At 63.6% G+C, this 21,334-nt stretch carries 25 protein-coding genes and 1 pseudogene; 14 read left to right on the forward strand and 12 right to left on the reverse strand.

The features are described 5' to 3' along the window. The 5 genes and pseudogenes from pirA to mazG all read left to right on the forward strand — a co-directional run. Positions 1-1,048: pseudogene (gene pirA / locus FFS27_RS06530) on the forward strand (TonB-dependent siderophore receptor PirA); the annotation flags it as partial. A 249-nt stretch (positions 1,049-1,297) separates the two neighbouring features. Further along, positions 1,298-2,197 (forward strand): cysteine synthase B, encoded by a 900-nt coding sequence (gene cysM / locus FFS27_RS06535; protein ID WP_003102419.1) that lies wholly within the window; start codon positions 1,298-1,300, stop codon positions 2,195-2,197. 8 nt (positions 2,198-2,205) lie between these two features. Then, positions 2,206-3,558 carry a 23S rRNA (uracil(1939)-C(5))-methyltransferase RlmD gene (rlmD, locus tag FFS27_RS06540; protein ID WP_009315336.1) on the forward strand — a complete coding sequence of 451 codons (1,353 nt, stop codon included), beginning with the start codon at positions 2,206-2,208 and terminating at the stop codon, positions 3,556-3,558. An 84-nt stretch (positions 3,559-3,642) separates the two neighbouring features. Then, complete coding sequence (gene relA / locus FFS27_RS06545) at positions 3,643-5,886, forward strand: GTP diphosphokinase (protein WP_003086042.1); 2,244 nt, start codon at positions 3,643-3,645, stop codon at positions 5,884-5,886. A 104-nt stretch (positions 5,887-5,990) separates the two neighbouring features. Beyond that, positions 5,991-6,821, forward strand: a complete 831-nt coding sequence (gene mazG, locus FFS27_RS06550) for a nucleoside triphosphate pyrophosphohydrolase (RefSeq protein WP_003086045.1) — start codon at positions 5,991-5,993, stop codon at positions 6,819-6,821. Between the two features lie 43 nt (positions 6,822-6,864). Here mazG and lpxO2 read toward each other — a convergent pair whose 3' ends face one another. Beyond that, positions 6,865-7,803 carry a lipid A hydroxylase LpxO2 gene (lpxO2, locus tag FFS27_RS06555; RefSeq protein WP_003086047.1) on the reverse strand — a complete coding sequence of 313 codons (939 nt, stop codon included), beginning with the start codon at positions 7,801-7,803 and terminating at the stop codon, positions 6,865-6,867. A 232-nt stretch (positions 7,804-8,035) separates the two neighbouring features. On the opposite strand from lpxO2, the gene FFS27_RS06560 reads away from it, so the two are divergent. Both FFS27_RS06560 and FFS27_RS06565 read left to right on the forward strand, forming a co-directional pair. Continuing rightward, complete coding sequence (locus FFS27_RS06560; RefSeq protein WP_003086049.1) at positions 8,036-8,575, forward strand: DUF2058 domain-containing protein; 540 nt, start codon at positions 8,036-8,038, stop codon at positions 8,573-8,575. Between the two features lie 187 nt (positions 8,576-8,762). Next, the gene (locus FFS27_RS06565; protein WP_003086050.1) at positions 8,763-10,091 is read left to right on the forward strand and encodes a Wzz/FepE/Etk N-terminal domain-containing protein; all 1,329 of its coding nucleotides are present in this window, start codon (positions 8,763-8,765) and stop codon (positions 10,089-10,091) included. A gap of 40 nt (positions 10,092-10,131) precedes the next feature. Here FFS27_RS06565 and FFS27_RS06570 read toward each other — a convergent pair whose 3' ends face one another. The 4 genes from FFS27_RS06570 to FFS27_RS06585 form a co-directional block, all read right to left on the reverse strand. Further along, complete coding sequence (locus FFS27_RS06570) at positions 10,132-10,323, reverse strand: hypothetical protein (RefSeq protein ID WP_003454532.1); 192 nt, start codon at positions 10,321-10,323, stop codon at positions 10,132-10,134. A gap of 93 nt (positions 10,324-10,416) precedes the next feature. Next, on the reverse strand, positions 10,417-10,743 hold the full coding sequence (locus FFS27_RS06575) for a Rho-binding antiterminator (RefSeq protein ID WP_003086055.1): 327 nt from the start codon (positions 10,741-10,743) through the stop codon (positions 10,417-10,419). 5 nt (positions 10,744-10,748) lie between these two features. After that, positions 10,749-11,003 carry a DUF2024 family protein gene (locus tag FFS27_RS06580; RefSeq protein ID WP_003086057.1) on the reverse strand — a complete coding sequence of 85 codons (255 nt, stop codon included), beginning with the start codon at positions 11,001-11,003 and terminating at the stop codon, positions 10,749-10,751. An 11-nt stretch (positions 11,004-11,014) separates the two neighbouring features. Further along, positions 11,015-11,248: a glutaredoxin family protein gene (locus FFS27_RS06585; protein WP_003086058.1), complete on the reverse strand. Its 234-nt coding sequence runs from the start codon at positions 11,246-11,248 to the stop codon at positions 11,015-11,017. Between the two features lie 115 nt (positions 11,249-11,363). On the opposite strand from FFS27_RS06585, the gene FFS27_RS06590 reads away from it, so the two are divergent. Beyond that, positions 11,364-11,924 carry a MarR family winged helix-turn-helix transcriptional regulator gene (locus FFS27_RS06590; RefSeq protein WP_003086060.1) on the forward strand — a complete coding sequence of 187 codons (561 nt, stop codon included), beginning with the start codon at positions 11,364-11,366 and terminating at the stop codon, positions 11,922-11,924. A 53-nt stretch (positions 11,925-11,977) separates the two neighbouring features. Here the strand turns inward: FFS27_RS06590 and FFS27_RS06595 are convergent, their stop codons facing one another. The 3 genes from FFS27_RS06595 to purM are packed head-to-tail and all read right to left on the reverse strand — an operon-like array spanning position 11,978 to position 14,416. Next, positions 11,978-12,694 (reverse strand): DUF3108 domain-containing protein, encoded by a 717-nt coding sequence (locus tag FFS27_RS06595; RefSeq protein ID WP_003086061.1) that lies wholly within the window; start codon positions 12,692-12,694, stop codon positions 11,978-11,980. Continuing rightward, positions 12,687-13,355 (reverse strand): phosphoribosylglycinamide formyltransferase, encoded by a 669-nt coding sequence (gene purN / locus FFS27_RS06600; RefSeq protein WP_003086063.1) that lies wholly within the window; start codon positions 13,353-13,355, stop codon positions 12,687-12,689. The genes FFS27_RS06595 and purN overlap by 8 nt, the downstream gene beginning before the upstream one ends. Continuing rightward, positions 13,355-14,416, reverse strand: coding sequence for a phosphoribosylformylglycinamidine cyclo-ligase (purM, locus tag FFS27_RS06605; RefSeq protein ID WP_003109942.1), 1,062 nt, complete (start codon positions 14,414-14,416; stop codon positions 13,355-13,357). Before purM ends, purN begins: the two co-directional genes overlap by 1 nt. 213 nt (positions 14,417-14,629) lie before the next feature. On the opposite strand from purM, the gene FFS27_RS06615 reads away from it, so the two are divergent. Both FFS27_RS06615 and hda read left to right on the forward strand, forming a co-directional pair. Further along, positions 14,630-15,667, forward strand: a complete 1,038-nt coding sequence (locus FFS27_RS06615) for a DUF2066 domain-containing protein (protein WP_003123220.1) — start codon at positions 14,630-14,632, stop codon at positions 15,665-15,667. 201 nt (positions 15,668-15,868) lie between these two features. Further along, complete coding sequence (gene hda / locus FFS27_RS06620) at positions 15,869-16,573, forward strand: DnaA regulatory inactivator Hda (protein WP_003102398.1); 705 nt, start codon at positions 15,869-15,871, stop codon at positions 16,571-16,573. A 199-nt stretch (positions 16,574-16,772) separates the two neighbouring features. Here hda and FFS27_RS06625 read toward each other — a convergent pair whose 3' ends face one another. Genes FFS27_RS06625 through arsC form a run of 3 tightly spaced genes read right to left on the reverse strand, consistent with a single transcriptional unit; the run spans position 16,773 to position 18,140 of the window. Next, positions 16,773-17,192, reverse strand: coding sequence for a DUF2069 domain-containing protein (locus tag FFS27_RS06625; protein ID WP_003086072.1), 420 nt, complete (start codon positions 17,190-17,192; stop codon positions 16,773-16,775). 1 nt (position 17,193) lies between these two features. Next, on the reverse strand, positions 17,194-17,790 hold the full coding sequence (gene wrbA / locus FFS27_RS06630; protein WP_003086074.1) for an NAD(P)H:quinone oxidoreductase: 597 nt from the start codon (positions 17,788-17,790) through the stop codon (positions 17,194-17,196). Next, entirely contained in the window at positions 17,787-18,140 is a 354-nt protein-coding gene (gene arsC, locus FFS27_RS06635; protein WP_003086076.1) for an arsenate reductase (glutaredoxin), read from the reverse strand. Before arsC ends, wrbA begins: the two co-directional genes overlap by 4 nt. Before the next feature lie 124 nt (positions 18,141-18,264). Here arsC and FFS27_RS06640 point away from each other — a divergent pair, with 124 nt between their 5' ends. Together FFS27_RS06640 and FFS27_RS06645 are read left to right on the forward strand one after the other, a co-directional pair. Continuing rightward, entirely contained in the window at positions 18,265-19,500 is a 1,236-nt protein-coding gene (locus tag FFS27_RS06640; protein ID WP_003086078.1) for a YihY family inner membrane protein, read from the forward strand. 158 nt (positions 19,501-19,658) lie between these two features. Continuing rightward, entirely contained in the window at positions 19,659-19,844 is a 186-nt protein-coding gene (locus FFS27_RS06645) for a hypothetical protein (RefSeq protein ID WP_003112577.1), read from the forward strand. A 10-nt stretch (positions 19,845-19,854) separates the two neighbouring features. On the opposite strand, the gene FFS27_RS06650 is transcribed toward FFS27_RS06645, so the two are convergent. Beyond that, positions 19,855-20,238, reverse strand: coding sequence for a hypothetical protein (locus FFS27_RS06650; protein ID WP_014603632.1), 384 nt, complete (start codon positions 20,236-20,238; stop codon positions 19,855-19,857). 344 nt (positions 20,239-20,582) lie between these two features. Between FFS27_RS06650 and FFS27_RS06655 the strand changes: the two genes are divergently transcribed. Next, the gene (locus FFS27_RS06655; protein ID WP_003102387.1) at positions 20,583-21,047 is read left to right on the forward strand and encodes a TlpA disulfide reductase family protein; all 465 of its coding nucleotides are present in this window, start codon (positions 20,583-20,585) and stop codon (positions 21,045-21,047) included. Then, on the forward strand, positions 21,047-21,322 hold the full coding sequence (locus tag FFS27_RS06660) for an acylphosphatase (RefSeq protein WP_137951954.1): 276 nt from the start codon (positions 21,047-21,049) through the stop codon (positions 21,320-21,322). The genes FFS27_RS06655 and FFS27_RS06660 overlap by 1 nt, the downstream gene beginning before the upstream one ends. Positions 21,323-21,334 lie beyond the last annotated feature (12 nt).

A 21,334-nucleotide genomic window follows, 5' to 3' on the forward strand; every position in this document is an offset into this window, starting at 1 on the left:
GACGGTGGGCGCGGAGTGGAACAAGGAAACCCTCAACGACCCGTCCTCGCTCAAGCAGGGCTTCGTGGGAAGCGATAGCTTGCCGGGGACCCCCGCGGCCGGCTCGCGAAGCCCGAAAAGCAAGGCGGAGATCCGGGCGCTGTACGTGGAGGACAATATCGAACTGCGCCCCGGCACCATGCTCACTCCCGGGCTGCGCCTGGACGATCACAGCGACTTCGGCCTGAACTGGAGCCCGAGCCTGAACGCTTCCCAGACGCTCGGCGAATACTTCACGGTCAAGGCCGGTATCGCACGGGCCTTCAAGGCGCCCAACCTGTACCAGAGCAACCCGAACTACCTGCTCTATACCCGTGGCAACGGCTGCCCGATCCAGACCAGCAGCGGCGGCTGCTACCTGGTCGGCAACGAGAACCTGGACGCCGAGACCAGCGTCAACAAGGAACTGGGCATCGAGTTCCGGCGCGATGGCTGGGTCGCCGGGCTCACCTACTTCCGCAACGACTACAAGAACAAGATCGTCGCGCCGCTGGATGTCATGGGACAGACCGGGACCGGTAACAACATCCTGCAATGGAGCAACGCGACGAAGGCGGTGGTCGAAGGCCTGGAAGGCAACCTGCTGGTCCCCCTGCACGAGGGCCTGAGCTGGAGCACCAACCTGACCTATATGCTGCAATCCAAGGACAAGGACACCGGCAACCCGCTTTCGGTGATCCCCGAGTACACCCTGAACTCGACCCTGGACTGGCAGGCCAGCGAGCGTCTTTCCACCCAACTGACCAGCACCATCTACGGCCGCCAGGAGCCGCCGAAGCATGGCACCAGCCGCAACACGCCGGTGGTCTCGCGAAAAGAGGTGGGTACCTATGGCATCTGGGGCGTCAGCGCCGGCTACACCTTCAGCGAGAACCTGAGCGTACGGGGCGGGGTAAGCAACCTCTTCGACAAGCGCCTGTACCGCCAGGGCAACTCCTTCGACGCCGGCGCGGCAACCTACAACGAGCCGGGTCGCGCCTACTATGTTTCGATGACCACCTCGTTCTGATCGCCGCGGCCAACGCGCTTTCACCGGCAGGCGCAACGCCCGTCGGACCTTTCTTTGGCGTTGGTCAGGCATCGGCTGTCCAACGCCAGGTTTTCTCTTCGGACGCCTCTGGTCATCGCATCGCATGCCGTTTCGGGCGGTCTTTCGGCTGAATCGGCATGCATGACCGGATATTGCGGTGCTAGGGTCCGGCCCCAGTTTCCCGGTATCATGCTCAGCCTTTACCGTCAGTGCCGAACGAGTGCCTCCATGACCGTGCAGTACCCGACTATCGCCGACTGCGTTGGCAATACCCCTCTGGTGCGTCTGCAGCGCCTTCCCGGGGAAACCTCCAATACCCTGCTGGTGAAGCTCGAAGGCAACAACCCGGCGGGATCGGTGAAGGACCGCCCGGCCCTGTCGATGATCACCCGTGCCGAACTGCGCGGCGACATCCGCCCCGGCGATACGCTGATCGAGGCTACTTCCGGCAACACCGGCATCGCCCTGGCCATGGCGGCGGCGATCAAGGGTTACAAGATGATCCTGATCATGCCGGACAACTCCACGGCTGAACGCAAGGCGGCGATGACCGCCTATGGCGCCGAGCTTATTCTGGTCAGCAAGGAAGAGGGCATGGAGGGCGCGCGCGATCTGGCCGACAAGCTGCAGCGCGAAGGCCGCGGCAAGGTCCTCGACCAGTTCGCCAATGGCGACAACCCGGAAGCCCATTACCACAGCACCGGCCCGGAAATCTGGCAGCAGACCGGCGGCAGCATCACCCATTTCGTCAGCTCCATGGGCACCACCGGGACCATCATGGGCGTATCGCGCTACCTCAAGGAGCAGAACCCGGCGGTGCAGATCGTCGGCCTGCAACCCATGGAGGGCTCGGCCATCCCGGGAATCCGACGCTGGCCGCAGGAATACCTGCCGAAGATCTATGACGCCAGTCGCGTCGACCGGGTCGTCGACATGCACCAGGACGAAGCCGAGGACATCATGCGCCGGCTGGCCCGCGAGGAAGGCATCTTCTGCGGCGTGTCCTCCGGCGGGGCGGTGGCGGCGATGCTGCGCCTGTCCCGCGAACTGGAGAATGCCGTGCTGGTGGCGATCATCTGCGACCGCGGCGACCGCTACCTGTCTTCCGGCGTCTATGACCCGCGCTGAGCATGTCCATGGCCAGAAATAAGGGCGGGCTGCGCTTCCAGCCCAGCGGTGGTGCGCGCGGTCCCGCGATACCGGTAGGCAAGAAGCAGCGCCTGACCATCGAGCGCCTGGCCCATGACGGCCGAGGTATCGCCCACGAGGCGGGGATGACCTGGTTCGTCAGCGGCGGGCTGCCTGGGGAGGAACTTGAGGCACGGGTGCTGGGCGCGCGAAGCAAGGTGGTCGACGCGCGCAGCGAGCGCCTGTTCAGCAGTAGCGACCTGCGTCGCCGCGAGCCCTGCACTGTAGCGGGTCGCTGCGGCGGCTGCACCCTGCAGCACCTGGAACACGGCGAGCAGTTGGCCCTGAAGCAGCGTACCTTGCAGGAGCAGTTGCAGCGTTTCGCCGGGATCGAGCCGGAAGAATGGGCCGCCCCCCTGGTCGGGCCCGAATTCGGCTATCGGCGCCGCGCTCGGATCGCCGTGCGCTGGGATGCCAGGGCGCGGCGTCTGGATGTCGGCTTCCGTGCCGCGGCCAGCCAGGAGATCGTCGCCTTCGATGAGTGCCTGGTCCTGGTGCCGCCTTTGCAAACGATTGCCCGTGCCCTGCCTGCTCTTCTGCAGGACTTCCGCAAGCCGGAAAGCATCGGCCACGTGGAACTCTTCCATGGCACGGCCAGTGCATTGCTGTTGCGGCATACGACTGCCCTGGTCGACGAGGATCGCCAGCGCCTGGCCGCTTTCTGTTCCGCACACCAGGCCCAGCTCTGGCTGCAAGGTGCGGAACAGCCCTTGCCGGTGGAGCCGGCCGCCGAACTGGGCTACTCCTTGGGTGACTGGCAACTGACTCTGGCGTACCGACCCGGAGACTTCGTCCAGGTCAATGCGCCGGTGAACGAGTCGATGATCCGCCAGGCCCTTGACTGGCTGGCACCGACCGCCGACGAGCGGGTCCTCGACCTGTTCTGCGGGCTGGGCAATTTCTCCCTGCCGCTGGCGCGCCGGGTGGCGCGGGTAGTCGGGGTGGAGGGCGTGGCGGCGATGGTCGAGCGGGCAGGCGCCAACGCGCTGGCCAATGGCCTTGGCAACGCGCACTTTTTCCAGGCCGACCTGTCCAAAGCGCTTGCCGAAGCGCCCTGGGCGGAGCAAGGTTTTACCGCTGTGCTGCTCGATCCGCCGCGCGACGGCGCGTTCGAGGCGGTACGCGAAATGAGTTCTCTGGGTGCCCGGAGGGTAGTCTATGTATCCTGCAATCCGGCGACCCTGGCGCGCGATGCTGGCGAAATGGCCAGGCAGGGCTATCGTCTGAAGCGCGCCGGAATCCTCGATATGTTTCCGCAGACCGCACATGTCGAGGCCATGGCTTTGTTCGAGGCAGGCTAGGATGCCTGCGTAATCCGACCAGCCCGTTCGAAGGCTGGCGCAGTCATCGGTGGGCTACGCGCACCGTGGTAAAGGGTAGGCAAGATGGTACAGGTGAGAGCGCACCAGCCGGTCAACACCGACGGCAGTATCAACCTCGAGGCCTGGCTGGACCACGTCCAGAACCTCGTCCCCGGGCTCGATCGTCAGGGCTTGCTGGAGGCTTGCGAGTTCGCTCGCGAATCCGAGCAGCGAGCGATCGCCGCACAGAACTCCTGGGCGGAAGGCACGTCCAGCTTCCAGACCGGACTGGAAATCGCCGAGATCCTCGCGGACCTCAAGCTGGATCAGGAGTCCCTGGTCGCCGCGGTCATCTATCGAGGCGTGCGGGAAGGCAAGATCACCCTGGAAGCGGTCAACAAGCATTTCGGGCCGGTGGTGGCCAAGCTGATCGAGGGCGTGCTGCGCATGGCCGCGATCAGCGCCAGCCTCAATCCGCGCCATTCCATGGTGCTGGGTACCCAGGCGCAGGTGGAGAACCTGCGCAAGATGCTGGTGGCGATGGTCGACGACGTTCGCGTCGCTCTGATCAAGCTGGCCGAGCGCACCTGCGCCATCCGCGCGGTGAAGAACGCCGACGAGGAAAAGCGCCACCGCGTCGCCCGGGAAGTCTTCGATATCTACGCGCCGCTGGCCCACCGCCTGGGCATCGGACATATCAAGTGGGAGCTGGAGGACCTGTCCTTCCGCTACCTCGAGCCCGACCAGTACAAGCAGATCGCCAAGCTGCTGCACGAGCGCCGGCTGGATCGCGAGCAGTACATCGCCAACGTGATGAGCCAGTTGAAGGAAGCTCTCGCGGCCACCGGCGTACAGGCCGATCTCAGCGGGCGGGCGAAACACATCTATTCGATCTGGCGCAAGATGCAGCGCAAGGGCCTGGACTTCAGCCAGATCTACGACGTTCGCGCCGTGCGCGTGCTCGTTCCGGAGATGCGCGACTGCTACACCGCGCTGGGCATCGTGCATACCCTCTGGCGGCACATTCCCAAGGAATTCGACGACTACATCGCCAACCCCAAGGAAAACGGCTATCGCTCGCTGCACACCGCAGTGATCGGCCCCGAGGGGAAGGTGCTGGAAGTACAGATCCGTACCCACTCCATGCACGAAGAGGCGGAACTCGGGGTCTGCGCGCACTGGCGCTACAAGGGGACCGACGTCAAGGCCAGCTCCAACCATTACGAGGAAAAGATCTCCTGGCTGCGCCAGGTGCTCGAATGGCACGAGGAACTGGGCGACATCGGTGGCCTGGCGGAGCAACTGCGGGTCGATATCGAGCCGGACAGGGTCTACGTCTTCACTCCCGACGGCCACGCCATCGACCTGCCCAAGGGCGCGACCCCGCTGGATTTCGCCTATCGGGTCCACACTGAGGTCGGGCACAACTGCCGCGGGGCGAAGATCAACGGACGCATCGTGCCGCTGAACTACAGCCTGCAGACCGGCGAGCAGGTCGAGATCATCACCGGCAAGCACAGCGGTCCGAGCCGTGACTGGCTGAACAGCAACCTGGGCTACGTCACCACCTCCCGGGCGCGGGCGAAGATCGTCCATTGGTTCAAGCTGCAGGCGCGGGACCAGAACGTCGCTGCCGGCAAGGCCCTGATCGAACGCGAACTGTCGCGCCTGGCGCTGCCGCCGGTGGATTTCGACCGGCTGGCGGAGAAGGCCAACGTGCGTACCGCCGAGGATATGTTCGCCGCTCTCGGCGCCGGCGACCTGCGCTTGGCGCACCTGGTCAACTATGCCCAGCAACTGGTCGAGCCGGACCGCGACAGCGAGCAACTCGAACTGATCCCGCGCAAGCCGAGCAAGATCGGCCACGGCAAGCGCGGCGACGTGCAGATCCAGGGCGTCGGCAACCTCCTGACGCAGATGGCCGGCTGCTGCCAGCCGCTGCCGGGAGATCCCATCGTCGGCTACATCACGCTGGGCCGTGGGGTCACCATCCACCGCCAGGATTGCGCCACCGCGCTGCAACTGGCGGGACGCGAACCGGAGCGGATGATCCAGGTCAGCTGGGGGCCGGAGCCGGTTCGCACCTATCCGGTGGATATCGCGATCCGTGCCTATGATCGTTCCGGCCTGTTGCGCGACGTGTCCCAGGTGCTGCTCAACGAGCGGATCAACGTTCTGGCGGTGAATACCCGTTCGAACAAGGAAGACAACACCGCGACCATGCAACTGACCATCGAGATTCCCGGTCTGGACGCTCTTGGACGCCTGCTGGCGCGCGTTTCGCAACTGCCCAACATCATCGAGGCGCGGCGCAACCGTACGCCTTGAGGCGAGGCGGAAACAGGCCACGGGCGCTCGCAGGCTGCCCGTGGCCTTTTCGTTTCCGGAAAGGGCAGAATGCCCGGACCGTTCACTGAAGACCCGAGATACCCATGTACCGACTCGACGACCTGCTCCACCTCATGGCGCGCCTGCGCGATCCCGAATTCGGCTGCCCCTGGGATCTCCAGCAGAGCTACGCGACCATCGTCCCGCACACCCTGGAAGAAGCCTACGAAGTAGCGGACGCCATAGAGCAGGGGGATTTCCCGCAATTGCGCGAGGAACTGGGCGACCTGCTGTTCCAGGTGGTCTATTACAGCCAGTTGGCTCGCGAAGAGGATCGCTTCGCTTTCGACGAGGTGGTGGACGGCATCACCCGCAAGCTGATCCGTCGACATCCCCACGTATTCCTCGATGGCGATCTCTATGGCAAGCCCGATGCGGCGAAGCTCGCCGAAGCGGCGGTCAAGCAGCGCTGGGAAGAACTGAAGGCCGAGGAGCGTGCCGCCAAGGCCAAGGAGCCGCAGCAGTTGTCGCTGCTGGATGACGTTCCTGTCGCCCTGCCGGCGTTGTCACGGGCGGCGAAGCTGCAGAAGCGCGCGGCGCAGGTCGGTTTCGACTGGCCGGAAGCGCTGCCGGTGGTGGACAAGGTTCGCGAGGAGCTGGACGAAGTCCTCGAGGCGATGGCAGAGGGTGACGAGGGTGCCGTGGGCGAGGAGGTTGGCGACCTGCTGTTCGTCGTGGTCAACCTGGCCCGGCATCTCAAGGTCGATCCGGAGGCTGCTCTGCGCCAGGCCAACGGCAAGTTCGAGCGGCGCTTCCGATTCATCGAGCGGAACCTGCGCGAAGCCGGCCGGAAAGCCGAAGAATGTTCGCTGGAGGAACTGGACAGCCTCTGGGGCGAGGCCAAGAAAGCGGAGAGGAGCGCGCCTGGCTGTTGATGGGGAAAATTACCGTGGCAGCCGGGCTGCCACGGCATCTGAATCAGCCGAAGATCCAACGATAGAGGATGACCAGCAGGATCACCGCCAGCACCGGGCGGAGGATTCGGTAGGCCTTCGGGTAGGCGCGTTTGAAGCGCTTCACCTGGGCGCCGATGGCATTGCCGCCGCGAATGGCGACCGAGTAGGCCTGGTTGATGCTGCCGACGCGTTCGCCTTCGACGTTCTGCGGTGCGGTCGCACGCCCGAGAATGCCGCTGATCCAGCGATTGAGCCGGGTCAGCAGGCGGGAACGGAGCGGCCGCTCGATATCGCAGAAGAGAATCACCCGGGTCTGCTCGGTCTCGTTCTTCACCCAGTGGACGAAGGTTTCGTCGAACATCACGTCTTCGCCATCACGCCACGCGTAGGGCTGGCCGTCGACGTAGATGCGGCAGTTGTCCGAATTCGGCGTGGACAGGCCGAGGTGATAGCGCAGCGAGCCGCCGAAGGGGTCGCGGTGCGGATTCAGGTGGCTGCCGCCGGGAAGCAGGGTGAACATCGCGCCCTTGACGTTGGGGATGCGGCTCACCAGCTCTACGGTCTTCGGGCAGAGCTGCTGGGCGGAGGGCAGCGGGCCGTCGTACCAGGTCAGGTAGAAGCGCTTCCAGCCTTTCTTGAAGAACGAGCCGAAGCCGGCTTCGTTGTTGTTCAGGGCAGCCCGGATATAACCCTCGTCGAACAGGTTGAGGGCTTCTTCGCGGATGGTTTGCCAATTGTTCTTCAGTTCGTCCAGCTCCGGAAAACGGCTGCGATCCAGATAGGGCTTCGAGGGGACGCTGGAGAACAGGTACATCAGCGAGTTGTAGGGGGCGAACCAGGCGGAGTGGTTGACCAGTTGACGCAGGAAGGGCAAGCGCGCGCGCCCACGGAAATGGACGAACAGGACGCTGGCGACGAACAGGCCCACCAGAGTGACTTTTACCAGGAGAGAAACGCTCATGCCTTGCTTTCCATGCCTTCGATATCAGGGGCCGGGAGGAGTGCCTGCGGGTGCTCGGGACGGTAGGGAGGGGTCTCCAGGGCATGCGTGGCAGTTTGCGAGCCGCCGAGACTTGCGTTGAGGCGGCTGAGGCTGGAGGATTATACCCCCTGCGAGGGCCGGCTGAACCCCAGTCGGCTGGAAGATTATGCCGCACCCCACCGGGCGTGCCACGCGAGCGAGTCGTTGACGAATGAGCATGTCATTGCGTGACCAGTTGCTGAAAGCCGGGCTGGTCAATGAGAAACAGGCCAAGCAGGCCACCAAGCAGAAACAGAAACAGCAGCGCCTGGAGCACAAGAACCAGGTCGACAAGGACGACTCCCAGCGCCAGGCGGCGGAGCAGGCCAAGGCGGAAAAGCTGGCGCGCGACCAGGAATTGAACCGCCAGCAGCAGGAAAAAGCCGAGAAGAAGGCCAAGGCCGCGCAGATCAAGCAACTTATCGAAGGGACGCGCCTGCCCAAGCTGGAAAGCGACGACTACTACAATTTCGTCGACGCCAAGAAGGTCAAGCGGATCGCGGTCAACGACCTGATCCGCGACAAGCTGAGCCGAGGCAGCCTGGCTATCGTCAGCTATGACGGACGCTACGAGATCGTGCCCCGGGATGCGGCGGTGAAGATCCAGGAGCGCGATCCGCGGCGGGTGGTGCTGCTCAACGTACAGAGCCAGGAGCCGGACGAAGACGATCCCTACAAGGACTATGTGGTGCCCGACGATCTCATGTGGTGAGGTCCGCATCCGGAGTGTCGCTTGACCGGTACGGATGCCGGTCAACTACCAATTCTGGAATGCGAAGCAGTTCTAAAATAACTACCGATGATTTCGTTTCGATAGCATAATGCCTTTCCTCAGAAATCTCCTACGGCTGCCTTTGCGTGCATCTGTGGGCTAGCCGCCTATCGAAAAGGACGTTGGTATGCCTTCCTCACAGCTTCCGGGGGCTTCGCCCTCGGAGATCGATATCGTTCAGCTGTTCCAGCAATTGTGGGCGTCGAAGTGGCTGATAGCGCTGATCGCGGCCTTGGCGACCGCCGCTGCGCTCGCCTATGCGCTGTTGGTCGTTCCGACCTACCAGGTGGATGTCCTGTTGCGGCCGATCCAGACCAAGGCCCTGGAGGCTGTCAACATCGAAGGTCTTTACGCCATGACTCCGCGGGAAGCGTTGGAGCGCGTCGGCAACGAGCTGGCAGCCTACTCCGGCAGGCTGGAGTATTTCGAAGCCCATCCAGAGCTATTCCAGCAATTGAACGCCGAGGGCCTGTCCCCCGAGCAGGCTTTCTGGAAGTTCAACCAGGATGCCTTCAGCATGCAGCAGACGGACTTGAAGAAGGACCCCCAGGCGGCGCCTTTCTTCCGCTTGTCCATGCAGTATCCCCAGGGCATGGATGGTGCCGCCATTCTCAACGGCATGCTCGCGTCGACCATCGAGAACGAGCGCCAGCGAATCCTGGACGACCTCCAGGCACGTATCGACGGCCGCCTGCAATTCCTCGAGCAGGATATCGAAGGCAAGCGTGCCAGTTACCAGGCTAGCAAGGAAGGCAAGATCGCCCGGTTGCTGGAAGCGGACAGCATCCGGCGGGCTGGCTTGGAGGATGAGCTCAGGGCGTTGCGCGGGCGGCTGAAGATGGTGCGCGACTCGCGTATCCAGCAGCTCAACGAAGCCATCCAGATCGCCACGCGGCTGGGGATCGTCAAGCCGACGACCCCGGGCGCACTGGGAGAGGTCGGGCAGGATGGCTCGCGCAGCGTTTTCCGCACCGAGGTGAATAACCAGCAGATTCCCCTGTATTTCATGGGTGTCGATGCCTTGACCGCCGAGCGCGATACCTTGCTCAAGCGCAAGGGCGATGACTTCACCGAGCCCCGCGTGGCGAAGATCCAGCAGGAGCTGAAGCAACTGGAGAACAACCGTGAAGTGCAATACCTGCAGGCTCGAAAGGGCGAGGAGCGTTTCTTCGAAAACATCGACAAGCTGCGTGGAGAGCAGGCGCGTCTACAGACCTTGAGGGCAAGTGACCTTAAGATCGAACTGGTACGGGTCGACCAGAAAGCTGCAACGCCTCTGAGGCCGATCAAGCCACGCAAGGCCCTGGTGGTGGCCTTGGGCCTCCTGGGTGGGCTGGCGCTCGGCGTGCTGGTGGCTCTGGTTCGGGCGATGTTGCGTGCCCCACGGCAACGGGTACAGGAAGATAGCCTGCCGCCGGGAGTCGTCAGCCTCGACCGGAGCCTTTCCGGGACCTGAGACCAAAGGTGCGCCCCCGAAGTACGCGGGGGCGCATGGTTCAGGCCGATTTACCTATCTGCCGCAGTTCTTCTTCTTTCTCCAGTTTGATCCGATAGGCGTGGGCGTCATCCTCGTTATGGAAGACGCCAACCAGCAGTCCCTGCTGATGCACGTCCCAGCAGCGGCGGCCAAGCGCACGCAGCTCGCGGGATTTGTGGTCATCGTCACGCTCGGTCACTGTCACACTCATCTTTTCTGCTCCAGGGTTGATCTGCATCAAGGCAAATCCAGCCTATTTCAATAGCAGGCTAATCAAATAGTCCTGGAATTGAGAAAAACCTTTTCAGTTTCCAAGGTGTGAAGGTGGCATGCCGGATGCTCTGGAACAGGCCTCTTCCCTCAGGCGTATGCGGCCGAACAAGGCCGCTTCCGTGAGGGCGGTAATCGCCAACAGGCGATCCAGGCGCAGCAGCAGAGTCGCTCCTTCGACGGCCACCTCAAGGTATTCCTCCTTGCCGCCGCCTGGCCGAACGGCCCGGGTATGCGTCGTGCGCGCCTCGGCTTCGAAGCGAACACCATCCTCGAGTTCGAGGAGCAACCGGTAGCGGTAGAGGCAGGCGATCTCCAGGTAGTCATGGAGATCGCAGGCGATCGGGTGGTAGCTGTCCATTGGCCTCAACAGCCTTCCAGGGGAAGGATGTAATGGCCATGGAGCCGAATGGCTTCGGCAACCTCTGCTGTCGCAATCTCGCTATGGCAGTAGCTGCAATGCCCCTGGCTGATATCGGCCTCGTCTATGCCTCTTCCGGCGAGCCAGCGTCGAGCGAACTCGCCGGCGCGAGCCCCCAGCTCCTCCGTGACCAGGACATCGAAGTGCAGGTAGCGGCCGTCGCGGGTTCGCACATGGGTGTCGAAGATCTTCACCTCCATGGCCGTTCTCCTTATTTCAGATCGCTGAGCGCCGCACCGAAGTTAAGGTGCAGTACCTGTCCATCGACAACCAGGGCAGGAACCGACTTGACCCCGGCCTTTTCCGCCTCGGCGATGCGTGCCGATTGTTCGGCGAGATGGACCACTTCGATGTCCACCTGCTTGCGATCGAGCAATGGCAGCAAGGAACGTTCGGCTTCGACACAGATTGCGCAGCCGGCGTGGTAGTAGATGGCTTTGGTCATGCTGATTCTCCTGTAGGAATTTAGTATCGATACGATACTTTTTCAGCCTAAACAAGAGGTGACCTCTTTGTCAAACATGTTTTTAGTCGATACTATATTGGCAAGGAGGTATCCCATGTCCGCCATCGCCCTTTACGATTACCTGGAAAGGCTGACCAGCCTGATGCGTGCCTGGTCCCGCGAGCAGCCGCTGGTGGCTGAGCTGCAGCCGGTGCAGTTGAGCGCCTTGCATTACCTGGCGCGTTGTAATCGCTATTCGGATACTCCGCTGGGCGTGACCGAATACCTCGGCTTGACCAAGGGCACAGTGTCGCAATCGCTCAAGGTGCTGGAAGGGCGGGGGCTGATCAGCAAGCTGCCGGATGCGCGGGATCGGCGCAGCGTTCATCTGCGGCTGACCGATGCGGGGCGCGCGCTGATCGAGGCGGTGATTCCGCCGCAGTTCCTCGAGCAGGCCGTCACGGCACTGGGCGAGAAGGGCGAACACTTGCAAGGCTTGTTGCGTGATCTTCTGGTCGTCATCCAGCGTCAGGAGGATGTGCCTGGTTTCGGCCTTTGTCGGTCCTGCCGGTTCCATCAACGGCGTGCGGGTTCGCCCTTCTGCGGTCTAACCGGGGAGCCGTTGAGCGCTGTCGATGCCGAGCTGATCTGCCGCGAGCACCAGGCCTGCGGCTGACCCGCGGGCAATAAAAAACCGGGCAATGGCCCGGCTTTTCGTGGGAGAGGGGGTCAGCTCTTTTCGCCAGTGACGGTCTTGCCGTCGATGGTGCCTTCCTTGAGCATGATCTGGTATTCCTTGCCGTCGGTTTCCATCTGGTACAGGCGGACCAGCAGGTAGTCCCAGTCCTTGGCGAACCAGAGGATGGTCTTGCGGTTGCTCTTGCCCGGATCACGCACGCGCTCGACCTTGATCGCGTTGATCAGGCCGGCCTGGGTGCGTACCTTTTCCTCGCCGAGAACCCGGAAGTCGTAGGTATCGACATCCTCGCCCTCGATGATCTGGTAGCTCATGCTCTTCTTGCCGTCGGCAACGTCATGCTGCAGGACCAGTTGATAGGTGGACTTGTCCAGTTGACCGCGATTCAGGGGTTGCCGCACCGCATCGCCGCGGTCGCTGCCGAGCACCTGCTTCTGCGACCAGTCGAAGTCCAGTTCGATCTGCTTGCCTTTGCCCAGACCTTGGCGGGCGAAGCGGTAGGTCTGTGGCAGGAAGGTGTCGTTCTCGACCTTGAAGGTGCTGACTTCGTTGAGACTGGCCAGCAGCATGGAGGCCTCGAAGTCCAGTTGCCAGCGGCCGTCGCCGAGAGCCTTCAGGCTGCGGGAGGCATTGCCGCTGATGGGCATCTGTTTCCAGTCGGCGGTATAGCTGGCGGTGAACGGCTTCAGCTCGAAGGCATAGGCCGGCAGGGTCAGCAGCGTCAGCAGGAACAGCATGGCTTTACGCATTGCGAATCTCCTTGGTGCGAATCTGATGGCCGGTGGCAGGCAGGGCCTGGCCATCCAGCAGGGCGCCCTGTTCGCCCAGGCGCAAGCGGCCCTCGGCGAACCAGCGCATGGCCAGCGGGTAGATCCGGTGTTCTTCCTCGTGAACCCGTCTGGCCAGGCGTTCCGGCGTATCTTGCGACTCTACCGGGATTACTGCCTGTACGACCAGTGGCCCCCCATCGAGTTCCTCCGTCACGAAGTGCACGCTGCAACCGTGCTCGCGGTCGCCGGCTTCGAGGGCGCGTTGATGGGTATGCAGCCCTTTGTGGCGCGGCAGCAACGAGGGATGGATATTCAGCAGTCGCCCCTGGTAATGGCGAACGAAATCGGCGCTGAGGATGCGCATGAACCCGGCAAGGATCACCAGGTGCGGTTCATGGGCATCGATCCGTTGTGCCAGGGCCTGGTCGAAGCTTTCGCGATCGGCATAGGCCTTGTGATCGAGCACCTCGGTCTGGATGCCGGCCTGGCGCGCGCGTTCCAGGCCATAGGCGTCCGCGCGGTTGGAGATCACCGCGCGGATCCGGGCCGGCGTGGCGCCCTCCCGGAGGCTGTCGATCAGCGCCTGCAGGTTGCTGCCGGAGCCGGAAATCAGCACCACGACATTGCAGAGTTTCGGCATCAGTGGTTTTTCAGATTGTTCAGGACCACGCGCTCGGCGTCCGCGCCGCAGGTTTCGATGCGACCGATCTGCCAGGGTTGCTCGCCGGCGGCACGCAGGACTTCCAGGGCTTTCTCGGCGTCGCTCTGGGCCACGCAGATGACCATGCCGACGCCGCAGTTGAGTACGCGATGCATCTCGGTCTCGTCGACGTTGCCCTGTTCCTGCAGCCAGTCGAATACCGCCGGACGGTTCCAACTGGCGACATCGATCACGGCCTGGGCGTTGTCCGGCAGGACGCGCGGGATGTTGTCCAGCAGGCCGCCGCCGGTAATGTGAGCCATGGCCTTGACCGCGCCGGTCTGCTTGATCAGTTGCAACAGCGGCTTGACGTAGATGCGGGTCGGCGCCATCAGCAGGTCGGCCAGCGGCTTGCCGTCGAGTTGGACCTGCTCGATGTCGGCGCCGGAAACCTCGATGATCTTGCGGATCAGGGAGTAGCCGTTGGAGTGCGGGCCGGAGGAGGGCAGGGCGATAAGCGCGTCGCCGGCCTGGACCCTGGAGCCGTCGATGATCTCGGCCTTTTCCACGACGCCGACGCAGAAGCCGGCCAGGTCATAGTCTTCGCCTTCGTACATGCCGGGCATTTCGGCGGTCTCGCCGCCGACCAGGGAACAGCCCGCCAGTTCGCAACCGGCACCGATGCCGGTGACTACGGTGGCGGCGACGTCGACGTTGAGCTTGCCGGTGGCGTAGTAGTCGAGAAAGAACAGCGGCTCGGCGCCGCAGACCACCAGGTCGTTGACGCACATCGCCACCAGGTCCTGGCCGATGCTGTCGTGCTTGTTCAGGTTGAGCGCCAGGCGCAGCTTGGTGCCCACCCCGTCGGTGCCGGATACCAGCACCGGCTGCTTGTAGCCGGCCGGGATTTCGCAGAGGGCGCCGAAGCCGCCGAGGCCGCCCATCACTTCCGGGCGTGCGGTGCGCTTGGCCACGCCTTTGATGCGTTCCACCAGGGCTTCGCCGGCGTCGATGTCCACACCAGCGTCCTTGTAGCTCAACGAGGGTTGCTTGCTGCTCATAAATCCAGGCCTATAGGGGTAATTCGGAGATCGGCCGGCCGCCCAGGCGTGCAACGCTGTTTGCCGGTTTTGAAGGCGCGCGATTTTATCAGGCTTGCCACGCAGCGGCCATCTCGGTTGCCGCTGGACGGACTGCTGTTTAAGGTATAGGTCCACTTGCGCGGCCCTCACAGCTCGTCGCCGCCGTTCCCATCCGTTCGTCGAGAGCCCTCCATGCGCATAGCCCGACTCTTCGTTCTCTGTTTTTCCCTGCTAGGCTTGCCCGTCTTCGCGGCAACGGTCCCCAATCTCTACCAGGTCCACGAGCCGGTTTCGTCGCAGCAGCCCGGGGAGCGCGATGCCGGACTGGTGCGAGCCCTGCAGACCCTGCTGGTGCGCCTGACCGGCAATCCGCAGGCGCCGCAGAACCCGGCATTGGCGGGGTACCTGAAGGATCCGCAGCAACTGATCAGCCAGTACGCCTTCGAAAATGGTCCGCCGCTGGCGCTGGTGGTCGATTTCGATCCAACCGCCACCGGTAATGCGCTGCGTGCCGCCGGCCTGCCGAGCTGGGGCGCCAACCGCCCGGCGGTGCTGGCCTGGTGGCTGAACGAAAGCGCCGATGGCAGCACCCTGGTCGGTGACAACCAGGCCTCGGCCGAACCGCTCAAGCGTGCGGCGCAGAACCGCGGCTTGCCGTTGCGCCTGCCTCTGGCGGATCTCGACGAACAGATCGTCGGTACCCCGGAGAACCTCACCGCCGCCCAACCCGATGCCCTGCGCGCAGCCTCCGAGCGTTATGCCGCCGATGCCTTGCTGGCAGTGGACGCCAAGGAGGCGGACGGCAAATGGCAGGCGCAATGGCGGCTGTGGATGGGCGATTCGCGGGAGCAAGGCCAGGCTGAAGGCGCTACGCCCGACGCGTTGGCAGACAGCGTGATGCTGGCCGTCGGCAACCGCCTGTCTACCCGTTTCGTTGCCACGCCGGGAGCGGCGACCGGCCTGACCCTCCAGGTCCAGGGCGCGACACTGGCACGCTATGCCGAGTTGCAACGCCTGCTCGATCCGTTCGGCGCGCGTCTGGTAGGCGTGCGGGGCGATCGCCTCGACTATTCCGTGAAGGCCAGTCCCGAGCAATTACGTGCCCAGCTGGGCCTGGCGCAGTTGCAGGAAATCCCGGCCGACAGCGTACCGCTGGATGCCTCTGGCCAGCCCGCAGCGCCCAGCGCGGCGGTGCCGTCGTCGTCCCAACTGAATTTCCGCTGGCAGTGAGTCGGCGCGCCGATCCGCTCCTATGCAACGGAGCGGGCCGGCGCGCGACCGGCCGATGCTCTGGGCAAGGAGCCTCGGCTATCGGCAAACCTTTGATTTTGCTTGCCTAGTTGCTCATTGTGCGGCCTTGCCGAGGCGTATAAACTTTGCAGCCTTTACGGTGACTCCTGCGGCGTTTTCGGATTGTCCGCCCAGCCTGGCATGAAACCTATTCAGCTTCCCCTCAGTGTGCGTCTGCGCGACGACGCCACCTTCGCCAACTACTATCCCGGTGCCAATGCCGCGGCACTGGGATATGTCGAGCGTTTGTGCGAAGCCGAGGCTGGCTGGGCGGAAAGCCTCATCTACCTCTGGGGACACGACGGCGTCGGTCGCAGCCACCTGTTGCAGGCGGCCTGCTTGCGTTTCGAGCAGTTCGAAGAGCGAACCATCTACCTGCCGATGGCAGATCTGGTGCAGTACGGCCCGGAAATCTTCGACGATCTCGAGCAGTGCGAGCTGGTCTGCATCGACGACCTGGATGTGCTGGTTGGCAAGCGAGAGTGGGAAGAGGGGCTGTTCCACCTGTTCAATCGACTGCGCGATACCGGTCGGCGCCTGCTGCTGGCGGCATCGAAGTCGCCCCGGGAGCTGCAGGTCAAGCTGCCGGACCTGAAGTCCCGCCTCACCATGGCGCTGATCTTCCAGTTGCACGGTCTTTCCGACGAGGACAAGCTTCGTGCCCTGCAACTGCGGGCATCCCGTCGTGGCTTGCATCTGACCGATGAAGTCGGTCGTTTCATCCTCAACCGCGGTTCGCGCAGCATGAACTCTCTGTTCGATCTGCTGGAGCAACTGGATCGCGCTTCGCTCCAGGCTCAGCGCAAGCTGACCATTCCTTTCCTCAAGGAAACCCTCGGCTGGTAAGCGTCGACAGTCCGTCGGCGAACTCCCGCATGGCCGTGCCGCAGTCCTTGGGTTTCGCTTGCAGCAGGAAGTGACCGCCTTCTATCCGTCTCTCCATCCATGCGCCGGCAATACCGGAGCGCTGGTTGTCCGCAGGCTTACCGGCGGTCGGCACTGGAAAGCGGCGCAGGCAGGGCAGGAGGGGGCTCCTGCCTTACCATCAGCGTTCCCCGGCGACCCTTCGGTCGTACTGGAATCGCCAGCGCGTATAGAGCAGCGCGGCGCAGAACAAGGTCACGCTGAGTAGCACTTCGGCCCAGCCGAACAGGCGCTGCGTGGGATCGAAGGCGGCGAGTACGCCGAGGATGAAATACAGGTTGACCACGTAGCAGGCCCAGGCATGCCCGCGCGCGCTGCCCATGAGCAGTCCGGGGGCCACCACCAGCAGCGGCAGCAGCTTGAAGGCGAGGACCAGCCAGGGCACCCAGCTCGCTGCACCATGGGCGTCCGCGTAGATCAGGTCGCGAATGAGGATGAGCAGGACCAGGCCGACGAAGCTTCCCAGGCTGATGGCGCGGCTGAGCGCCAGGCGCGGCTGCAGCCACGCTACTTCGGGCAGCGGTTTGTTCTTGCGGGCCATTTCAACTCCCCAGCTTGCCGGCGGTTTCCGCCAGGCGTTTGCCCAGCGCGCGACACAGGGTCAGTTCGTGCTCATCGAGGCTGCGCTTGCCATCGGCGCCGGCGAAGTGGCTGGCGCCGTAAGGCGTGCCGCCGCCGCGGGTTTCCAGCAGGGCGGGTTCGCTGTAGGGAATGCCCAGGACCAGCATGCCGTGGTGCAGCAACGGCAACAGCATCGATAACTGAGTGGTCTCCTGGCCGCCGTGCAGGCTGGCGGTGGAGGTGAAGACCGCTGCCGGCTTGCCGACCAGGCCGCCGGTCAGCCACAGGCTACTGGTACCGTCGAGGAAGTATTTCAGCGGGGAAGCCATGTTGCCGAAGCGGGTCGGGCTGCCGAGGGCCAGGCCCGCGCAGTTCTTCAGGTCCTCCAGGGTTGCGTACAGCGCCCCCTCCGCGGGGATCTCCGGGGCGACCGCTTCGCATTCGGTGGATACCGCGGGAACCGTGCGTACGCGCGCCTCGAAGCCGCCCTGTTCGACGCCACGGGCGATCTGCCGGGCCATTTCCGCGGTAGCGCCATGGCGACTGTAGTACAGCACCAGGATGTAGGGACTGCTCAAGCGAGGATCTCCAGGACTCTTTCCGGAGGCCGGCCAACCACCGCCTTGTCACCCGCGACCAGCACCGGGCGCTCGATCAGCTTCGGATGTCTGGCCATTGCCTCGATGATGGCCTCTTCGCCAAGACTGGGCTCATCCAGGCCGAGGGCCTTGTATTCGTCCTCCCCGGTCCGCAGCAACTGGCGGGCGGGAATGCCGAGCTTGGCCAGGATCGCTTTCAGCTCGGCGGCGCTCGGCGGGGACTCCAGATAGCGCACCACTTGCGGTTCCAGGCCGCGGGCTTCGAGCAGTTCGAGCGCTGCGCGGGATTTCGAGCAGCGCGGATTGTGCAACAGGATCAGTTCGCTCATGTCAGGGGTCGCATGGCCGGTGAAGTGACGGCTATTCTAACCGCCTCGTCGACCAGGACTGAACCCGTCGGCGCGAAGTACCGCCCCGAGAGGCGAAGAACCGGCGCGACTTCAAGGAGAGGGCATGCGCGAACATTTCAACGATGGGGTCGAGTTCGCTCGCTTCCTCGCTCATCGCTTCGTCACCGACAAGGCTCCCAACAGCGCGGCGGCGCTGACCTACACCACGTTGTTCGCGGTAGTGCCGATGATGACGGTGATGTTTTCCATGCTTTCGCTGATTCCGGCATTCCATGGCATGGGCGAGTCGATCCAGACTTTCATCTTTCGCAATTTCGTGCCTTCCGCTGGAGAAGCGGTGGAAACCTACCTGAAGAGTTTCACCACCCAGGCCCGGCACCTGACCTGGGTCGGGGTGGTCTTTCTGGCAGTCACCGCCTTCACCATGCTGGTGACCATCGAGAAAGCCTTCAACGAGATCTGGCGGGTTCGCCAGCCACGCCGGGGTGTCGGGCGGTTCCTCCTCTACTGGGCGATCCTCAGCCTGGGCCCATTGTTGCTGGGGGCCGGCTTCGCCGTGACCACCTACATCACTTCGCTGTCGCTGCTCCATGGCCCGGACGCGTTGCCGGGCGCGGAGACGCTGCTAGGGCTGATGCCGCTGGCGTTCAGCGTGGCGGCCTTCACCCTGCTCTATTCGGCGGTCCCGAACGCCCGGGTCCCGGTGCGCCATGCCCTGATGGGCGGCGTGTTCACCGCGGTACTGTTCGAAGCCGCGAAAACCCTGTTCGGGCTGTACGTAAGCCTGTTTCCCGGCTACCAGTTGATCTACGGTGCCTTCGCCACCGTGCCTATCTTCCTGCTGTGGATCTATCTTTCCTGGATGATCGTTCTGTTCGGCGCGGTGCTGGTCTGCAATCTCTCTTCTTCCCGTCTCTGGCGGCGGCGCTCGCTGCCCAAGCTGATCGTTCTGCTCGGCGTGCTGAGGGTGTTCCACCAGCGCCAGCAGCTTGGACAGTCGCTACGCCTGACCCACTTGCATCGTGCGGGTTGGCTGTTGCCCGAGGATGAGTGGGAGGAACTGCTGGACTTTCTCGAGAAGGAGCAGTTCGTCTGCCGCGCCGGCGGAGGTGAGTGGGTGCTGTGCCGGGATCTTGGCGCCTACAGTGTGCACCGCTTGCTGAATCGCTGCCCCTGGCCCATGCCTAGCCGAGAGCGCATGCCTGCGAATCTGGACGAGGCGTGGTATCCGCCGTTCCAGCAGGCCATGGAGCGCTTGCAGGTGGAGCAGGAGGCGCTGTTCGGAGAAAGCCTGGCCCACTGGCTGGCGGACGGAACCTCGGGAGCGAAGGTGACGTAAAGTGTCAGTTTGCGGCGAACGATGTGCATGAGGCGCTGCATTCTGCCGGAGGAATCCCAGCAAGCGCAGGGAAAGCGCTGTTGGCACGCTTCTGGCAAACCCTCGTGTGACAGTCGTTTCACTCCGTAGTTCCGCCGAGGTTCCCGTTCATGCTCCCAATGTCGAACAAGGTCGTCCATTTGCATCACAAGGATGAGCAGGCAGCGCTTGAGCGTTTGAACCGGATTACCGGGCTGCAGTTCAGCAGTTGGCCGGAGTCGCTGGTGCCGGCGCGTAGCGTCAGCGAACCGTCGCCTGAGAAAGCGCGGGACGAACCCCTGCTCGATCAGGTACGCCAGGGCTGAGCGATCCGGCTCAAGCTTCGGACACCTGCTGTGACCTGTTTTCCTGCTCCACCGCTTGTACGAAGAACTCCTCCACGACCAGTCGGGAAAAGGCCGTCGCCGACTTCAGGCGTACCTGCATGTTCTCCACTTTCTGCCGTACGGGCAGGCGGGCAATGCCGGAAAGCAGGATGCGTTGCTGGCGGTCGATTCGTCCGTGATCCACCGCCACTTCGCGTTGGCGCCCGCCATCCAGATAGCTGACCACCAGTGACACCAGCAGGTCGCAGGCATCCGGAAGATGTAGCCAGGCGGCAATGTTGTAGTCCGCGACCAGGCCCTCGTGGGCTGTCAGGGTCGGGCGTGCGGCATCCACCAGGTGTGGGGGGACGCTTCCGATCAGATGGTCTTTCATAAGCAGCAGTGTGTCCGTTAAAAAGGGCTTCGGACTCGTCGCTCTCGACTTCTCCCCAAGTCGATCCTGCCGATGCCTGGGCATACGGCCGGTTGAGTCGTCGCGTCGTGTGTGGCACGCGGATTATAGGGGTGGTCCTTTGCGTCAAACTGTGCGGTTCGACGGCGATTGTCGTGACTCTTCTCGCACTTTGTGCCTTGTAGGAAGTATCGGGGCTTCTTCTTCCCATATTCGTCTCCACTCGGTTTTGCAGAGGTGGATGGCTTCCAGTAAGGTCTCGCCATAGTGCCGCGCCGGGTTGCCCTGGTCCGGCCGAAGTTTTCCTGACTCGAGAGGTTCCTGACATGGGGAGTTGGCTACGCCCGCTGGGCGCTGCTGCGGTGTTGTTTCTCGCGGGCTGTTCGGCGGATTACGGAGTCGACCAGGACGGGCGTCCTGTCGCTGCGGAGCAGTTGGACGGGCATTGGCTGGTGGTCAATTACTGGGCTGACTGGTGCGCGCCCTGCCGGACCGAGATTCCGGAGATGAATCGCCTTGCGCAGGTGCTGGAAGGGCAGGGCGGGCGCGTCATTGGCGTGAATTTCGATGGCCTGCGCGATGCCGAGTTGAAGAAGTCGGCCGATGGCATGGGGATTCGCTTCACCGTGCTGGCCGATGATCCGGCGCCTCGCTTCAAGCTCCCTCGCAGCGAAGCGTTGCCTGTCACCTATATCGTCGATGCTCGGGGGGAAATGCGTCAGCGTCTGCTGGGCGAGCAGACGGCCGATGGCATATTGAAACAGCTCGAGGCTTTGCGGGAGGGACGCTGATGGCGAGGATCTGCTTGCATGCCTATGTCGGCGGCCGGGTACAGGGCGTCGGTTTCCGCCAGGCGACCCGGGAAGAGGCTGATCGCCTCGAACTCGACGGTTGGGTGCGCAACCTGGATGACGGGCGTGTCGAGGTCGACTGGGAGGGCGAGGAGGACCGGGCGAAAGCCCTGGAGCGATGGCTGGGGCGGGGCCCGCGGCACGCGGAGGTCTCTGCGGTCGAGGTCGAGCAAATGCCGCTGCAGGGGATCGCTGGCTTCGTCGTCCGTCGCTGACGAGGCGAGTTC

Source organism: Pseudomonas sp. 2VD (assembly GCF_005503585.1).
GTDB classification, from domain to species: domain Bacteria; phylum Pseudomonadota; class Gammaproteobacteria; order Pseudomonadales; family Pseudomonadaceae; genus Pseudomonas; species Pseudomonas aeruginosa.

Coding starts and splice junctions, on each gene's coding strand:
- cysM (WP_003102419.1), top strand. CDS start 1,298: ATGACCGTGCAGTACCCGACTATCGCCGACTGCGTTGGCAATACCCCT.
- rlmD (WP_009315336.1), top strand. CDS start 2,206: ATGGCCAGAAATAAGGGCGGGCTGCGCTTCCAGCCCAGCGGTGGTGCG.
- relA (WP_003086042.1), top strand. CDS start 3,643: ATGGTACAGGTGAGAGCGCACCAGCCGGTCAACACCGACGGCAGTATC.
- mazG (WP_003086045.1), top strand. CDS start 5,991: ATGTACCGACTCGACGACCTGCTCCACCTCATGGCGCGCCTGCGCGAT.
- lpxO2 (WP_003086047.1), bottom strand. CDS start 7,803: ATGAGCGTTTCTCTCCTGGTAAAAGTCACTCTGGTGGGCCTGTTCGTC.
- FFS27_RS06560 (WP_003086049.1), top strand. CDS start 8,036: ATGAGCATGTCATTGCGTGACCAGTTGCTGAAAGCCGGGCTGGTCAAT.
- FFS27_RS06565 (WP_003086050.1), top strand. CDS start 8,763: ATGCCTTCCTCACAGCTTCCGGGGGCTTCGCCCTCGGAGATCGATATC.
- FFS27_RS06570 (WP_003454532.1), bottom strand. CDS start 10,323: ATGAGTGTGACAGTGACCGAGCGTGACGATGACCACAAATCCCGCGAG.
- FFS27_RS06575 (WP_003086055.1), bottom strand. CDS start 10,743: ATGGACAGCTACCACCCGATCGCCTGCGATCTCCATGACTACCTGGAG.
- FFS27_RS06580 (WP_003086057.1), bottom strand. CDS start 11,003: ATGGAGGTGAAGATCTTCGACACCCATGTGCGAACCCGCGACGGCCGC.
- FFS27_RS06585 (WP_003086058.1), bottom strand. CDS start 11,248: ATGACCAAAGCCATCTACTACCACGCCGGCTGCGCAATCTGTGTCGAA.
- FFS27_RS06590 (WP_003086060.1), top strand. CDS start 11,364: ATGTCCGCCATCGCCCTTTACGATTACCTGGAAAGGCTGACCAGCCTG.
- FFS27_RS06595 (WP_003086061.1), bottom strand. CDS start 12,694: ATGCGTAAAGCCATGCTGTTCCTGCTGACGCTGCTGACCCTGCCGGCC.
- purN (WP_003086063.1), bottom strand. CDS start 13,355: ATGCCGAAACTCTGCAATGTCGTGGTGCTGATTTCCGGCTCCGGCAGC.
- purM (WP_003109942.1), bottom strand. CDS start 14,416: ATGAGCAGCAAGCAACCCTCGTTGAGCTACAAGGACGCTGGTGTGGAC.
- FFS27_RS06615 (WP_003123220.1), top strand. CDS start 14,630: ATGCGCATAGCCCGACTCTTCGTTCTCTGTTTTTCCCTGCTAGGCTTG.
- hda (WP_003102398.1), top strand. CDS start 15,869: ATGAAACCTATTCAGCTTCCCCTCAGTGTGCGTCTGCGCGACGACGCC.
- FFS27_RS06625 (WP_003086072.1), bottom strand. CDS start 17,192: ATGGCCCGCAAGAACAAACCGCTGCCCGAAGTAGCGTGGCTGCAGCCG.
- arsC (WP_003086076.1), bottom strand. CDS start 18,140: ATGAGCGAACTGATCCTGTTGCACAATCCGCGCTGCTCGAAATCCCGC.
- FFS27_RS06640 (WP_003086078.1), top strand. CDS start 18,265: ATGCGCGAACATTTCAACGATGGGGTCGAGTTCGCTCGCTTCCTCGCT.
- FFS27_RS06645 (WP_003112577.1), top strand. CDS start 19,659: ATGTCGAACAAGGTCGTCCATTTGCATCACAAGGATGAGCAGGCAGCG.
- FFS27_RS06650 (WP_014603632.1), bottom strand. CDS start 20,238: ATGAAAGACCATCTGATCGGAAGCGTCCCCCCACACCTGGTGGATGCC.
- FFS27_RS06655 (WP_003102387.1), top strand. CDS start 20,583: ATGGGGAGTTGGCTACGCCCGCTGGGCGCTGCTGCGGTGTTGTTTCTC.
- FFS27_RS06660 (WP_137951954.1), top strand. CDS start 21,047: ATGGCGAGGATCTGCTTGCATGCCTATGTCGGCGGCCGGGTACAGGGC.